Below are 4,015 nucleotides of genomic sequence, written 5' to 3'. Positions count from 1 at the left end.
AGGCACGGCACCGCCGCCTGTAAAGCCCATTTCGCTTTACAGGCGGCGGTGCCGTGCCTATGTATCGCGCCTATTCCGGACAAGAAGCAGAACAACAGGACAGAACCCAAAACCATGCGCGCGGAAACGCTCAACATTGTCGACGAAATAAGGCAGGCGATAACCCTGCTGAGGAGGCATCTTTGACTGGGATCAGGCCATCAAGCGGCTTGAGTACCTGAACTCGCGCGCCGAGGATTCCAGCCTCTGGAACGACCCAATCGAAGCGCAGAAGCTGATGCGGGAACGCCAGGGCCTGGAGGAAGGCATCGCGGCGGTCAAAGGGCTGACCCAGGCGCTGGAAGACAATATCGGCCTTATCGAGCTTGGCGAGGAAGAGGGCGACGAGAGCGTCGTCGCCGAAGCCGAAGACGCATTGCGGTCGATGCAGGGCGAGGCCAAGGCCCGCCAGGTCGAGACGCTGCTGTCGGGCGAGGCCGACGCCAACGACACCTATCTCGAAATCCATGCCGGCGCCGGCGGCACCGAGAGCCAGGACTGGGCCTCGATGCTTTTGCGCATGTATACGCGCTGGGCCGAACGGCGCCGCTTCAAGGTCGAGGTACTGGAAGTCCATGAAGGCGAAGAGGCTGGCATCAAGTCCGCCACCGTGCTGATCAAGGGCCACAACGCCTATGGCTGGCTGAAGACGGAATCCGGCGTTCATCGCCTGGTGCGCATCTCGCCTTATGACAGCAATGCGCGCCGCCACACCTCCTTCGCCAGCGTCTGGGTCTATCCGGTCATCGACGACACGATCGAGATCAACGTCTCCGAATCCGACGTGCGCATCGACACCTATCGTTCCTCCGGCTCCGGCGGCCAGCACGTCAATACGACCGACTCGGCGGTTCGCATCACCCATCTCGCGACCGGCATCGCGGTTGCCTGCCAGGCCGAACGCTCGCAGCACAAGAACCGCGCCAAGGCGTGGGAGATGCTGCGCTCCCGGCTCTACGAAGAAGAGCTGAAGAAGCGCGAGGCCGTGGCGAACGCCACCGAGGCTTCGAAGAGCGACATCGGCTGGGGCCACCAGATCCGTTCCTACGTGCTGCAGCCCTATCAGTTGGTGAAGGATCTGCGCACCGGCGTCGAAAACACCAGCCCGTCAAGCGTGCTTGACGGCGACCTCGACGAGTTCATGGAAGCTTCGCTGTCGCATCGCATCGAGGGTGGCGCCGGCGAGGCGGTGGCTGATCTGGATTAGAGCAATCCCAGGAAAAGTGCGCAGCGGTTTTCGTTCGGAATCCCGCAAAAACAAGCACTTTCCCGGGAAAGCTGACCTTCTGGCGGGTGGCAGCTAGCAGGAGGAAGATCTTGGCAAATCCTGAAAAGACAGGCGTTCGCACGCTTGCCGGAAAGTGCTTCTGCGGTCAGGTTCGTTATGAGGTGGCCGATGAATTCGCCTACGCGGCGAATTGCCATTGCTCGAACTGCCGCCGCACCACCGGTTCCGCCTTCAAGCCCTTCGCCGGCATCGAGCGCGGCAAGTTTCGTCTCACCGCGGGCGACGGCAGCTTGCTGATCCACGGCGATGCAAGCGGCCACGACGCGCATTGCGGGCAATGCGGTTCGCTGCTCTATTCATTGGTGCGGGACGGCGCCTACGTCCATGTCGCCATGGGGACGTTGACGGACGATCCAGGCATTCGCCCGAATGCACACATCTTCGTCGGTTCCAAGGCGCCATGGTTCACGATTACGGACGACCTGCCGCAATATCGTGAACATGTCACCGGCTGACGGCCGGAACCTCCGTCAGCGGAATTTCGTTCTTAGGCACCCTGGTCGCCGGCTTCGTTAACCAAGTCGGCGCACCCTTTTCTGTGGCCGATGCTGAAGCCCCGGTGCGATCCGAGGGCGCGCCCACTTCTTGCGCCGGCCAAGGAATCAGCTCAGCATTTGGGCTGGGGGATAGAAGCATTTATGGCCGGACGCGGCATATCTGCGACTGACGATCCGGCCACTGGGAAGACACGTTCCGGGAACGGGCAAGCGGAAAAACGCTTGATGCTCGAAAGGAACGCTTCGATGCCTGCTGCCAAGTCAAGATCGGCCCGAGCCGTTCGCCCGGCCGGCCGACTCCTGTTTTCCCTGTTCGCCACGGTCGGGACGGTGATGCTGACCGCCACTGCCGTCGCGCACGACGCCAAACCCACGGCTGCGATGCCGCAGGGCTGGAGTTATCCATTCGCGTGCTGCGCGAACTATGATTGCCGCACGACCCACACAGGCGAAGTGCTGGAAAAGCCTGAGGGTTACGTGATAGCCGGCACGGGGGAGGTCGTTCCGATGACCGACAAGCGCGTCAAGGACTCGCCCGACGGCGAATTCCACTGGTGCGCGCATCAGGCGGGCCTCGACGCCGGCAAGACTATCTGTCTGTTCGTGCCGCCGCGATCCTATTGAGCGACGAGACGTTCTGAGAGTTGCATTCCTGGGATGCGATGGCAGGCAAGTCTGCCGACAGCCGGTTGCCAGTAGCGTTTCTTTATGTTGCCTTGCCGCGGAGGGCGGCGGACAACGAAGAGGAATGCGTTCATGGTCATCAAGGGAAGCTGCCATTGCAAGGCGACGACATTCGAGGTTTCGCAAGCGCCGCAAACCGTGACGCAATGCACCTGCTCATTCTGTTCCAAGCGCGGGTCGCTCTGGGCCTACTACGTCCCGTCGCAATTCAAGCTCACCAGCCCGCCTGAAAACGTCTCCTTCTACCGCTGGGGCTCGAAAACCATCAAACATGGCTTCTGCGCCGTCTGCGGCTGCGGCACCTTCACCGAAACCCCCGACTGGTCGACCGGTGAGCCCGACTTTGACAACCCGAAAATCAGCGTCAACTCCCGCCTGTTCGACGATTTCGACCTGGACAAGGTCGAAGTGGTGGTGATCGACGGCAAGAACCTCTGGTAGCGCTTTGCCGTTCCGCTTTTTGCCGCAATTCATGTTACAAGGCATCTGGAAGGGCTGATTTGGCGCGGCCGCAAAGGCCGCGATTTGGAGAGGGACCATCTTATGAAGAAGACCGTGCTCGTCGTCGTGGCGACGGCTGTGCTCGTGAGCGCCTGCACCACCACCGATCCGTATACTGGCGACCAGAAGATCTCCAACACGGCGGCCGGCGCCGGCCTCGGCGCTCTGGCGGGTGCCAGCCTCGGTCTGCTCGCCGGCGGCAATGATCGCCGCAACGCGCTGATCGGCGCGGGTATCGGCGCGCTTGCCGGTGGCGCGATCGGCGCGACGATGGACCAGAATGAAGCTGAACTCCGTCGTCAGTTGCAGGGCACCGGAGTGAGCGTCACCCGCAGCGGCGACCAGATCATCCTCAACATGCCGTCCGACATCACCTTCAACGTCGACCAGGACGCGGTGAAGCCCGGCTTCTATCCGGTGCTGAACTCGGTGGCGCTGGTGCTGAACAAGTTCCGCCAGACCACCGTCGACGTCTTCGGCCACACCGATTCGACCGGCGGCGACGAACACAATTTCGACCTGTCGCAGCGCCGCGCGCTCGCGGTCGCCAATTATCTGTCCGGCCAGGGCGTCGATTCCCGCCGCTTCGCCGTCACCGGCTTCGGCAAGACGCGTCCGATCGCGTCCAACGCGACGGCTCAGGGCCGCGCCCAGAACCGGCGCGTCGAGATCCAGCTTTCGCCGCTCACCTGAGAAGAACCGCTTCCGGCGGATCAACTCCACCAAGCAAAACGGCCTCGGAAGAGGCCGTTTTTTGTTTTTGCGGGACTCCAGGTTGGGTCAAAAGTCTTAGGCCATTAGCTTCCTCTAAATGATGCTTTTCCGGAGCTCGAGAAAGGACTAGCATCAATCCTGTTCCAGCGGGGATGAGGCGGCAACTGGCCGCGCGACAAGCATTTTTTCCGCCTCGGTCTTGCACGGCCAGATCAGAAATCTGGGAGGAATGCATGACAAGAACGGCTCGCCTTGGGCGCTGCGGCGTCCTCGTTTTGACTGGTCTCTTGGG

6 protein-coding genes are annotated in these 4,015 nt (G+C 61.8%); all 6 read left to right on the top strand.

Annotated elements, in window-relative coordinates; all coding sequences use genetic code 11:
- A partial coding sequence (locus tag EOA38_RS39825) for a hypothetical protein (protein ID WP_210212997.1) occupies positions 1-186 on the top strand: 186 nt, incomplete at its 5' end.
- Positions 115-1,246, top strand: a protein-coding gene (gene prfB / locus EOA38_RS29900; RefSeq protein ID WP_127300938.1) for a peptide chain release factor 2 whose coding sequence is annotated in 2 segments (ribosomal slippage) — positions 115-180 and positions 182-1,246 — 1,131 coding nt in all. Because the reading frame shifts where the segments join, the coding sequence is not laid out codon by codon here. The genes EOA38_RS39825 and prfB, both read left to right, overlap by 72 nt.
- 110 nt (positions 1,247-1,356) lie before the next feature.
- Positions 1,357-1,782, top strand: coding sequence for a GFA family protein (locus EOA38_RS29895; RefSeq protein WP_127300937.1), 426 nt, complete (start codon positions 1,357-1,359; stop codon positions 1,780-1,782).
- 288 nt (positions 1,783-2,070) lie between these two features.
- Positions 2,071-2,448: a hypothetical protein gene (locus EOA38_RS29890; RefSeq protein WP_126094151.1), complete on the top strand. Its 378-nt coding sequence runs from the start codon at positions 2,071-2,073 to the stop codon at positions 2,446-2,448.
- Between the two features lie 132 nt (positions 2,449-2,580).
- Complete coding sequence (locus tag EOA38_RS29885) at positions 2,581-2,949, top strand: GFA family protein (protein WP_126094150.1); 369 nt, start codon at positions 2,581-2,583, stop codon at positions 2,947-2,949.
- Between the two features lie 102 nt (positions 2,950-3,051).
- A complete protein-coding gene (locus EOA38_RS29880; RefSeq protein WP_126094149.1) occupies positions 3,052-3,702 on the top strand; it encodes an OmpA family protein in 651 nt (216 codons plus the stop codon).
- The last annotated feature ends 313 nt before the right edge of the window (positions 3,703-4,015 follow it).

The sequence above is a fragment of the Mesorhizobium sp. M1E.F.Ca.ET.041.01.1.1 genome, assembly GCF_003997355.1.
In the GTDB taxonomy this organism is placed as follows: Bacteria; Pseudomonadota; Alphaproteobacteria; order Rhizobiales; family Rhizobiaceae; genus Mesorhizobium.
The sequence above is the reverse complement of the archived record's forward strand: the minus strand, read 5'-3'. Positions and strand labels throughout refer to the sequence as shown.

Excerpts from the sequence above, each read along its gene's own strand:
- EOA38_RS29890 (WP_126094151.1), top strand. The coding sequence starts at position 2,071 with ATGCCTGCTGCCAAGTCAAGATCGGCCCGAGCCGTTCGCCCGGCCGGC.
- EOA38_RS29880 (WP_126094149.1), top strand. The coding sequence starts at position 3,052 with ATGAAGAAGACCGTGCTCGTCGTCGTGGCGACGGCTGTGCTCGTGAGC.
- EOA38_RS29885 (WP_126094150.1), top strand. The coding sequence starts at position 2,581 with ATGGTCATCAAGGGAAGCTGCCATTGCAAGGCGACGACATTCGAGGTT.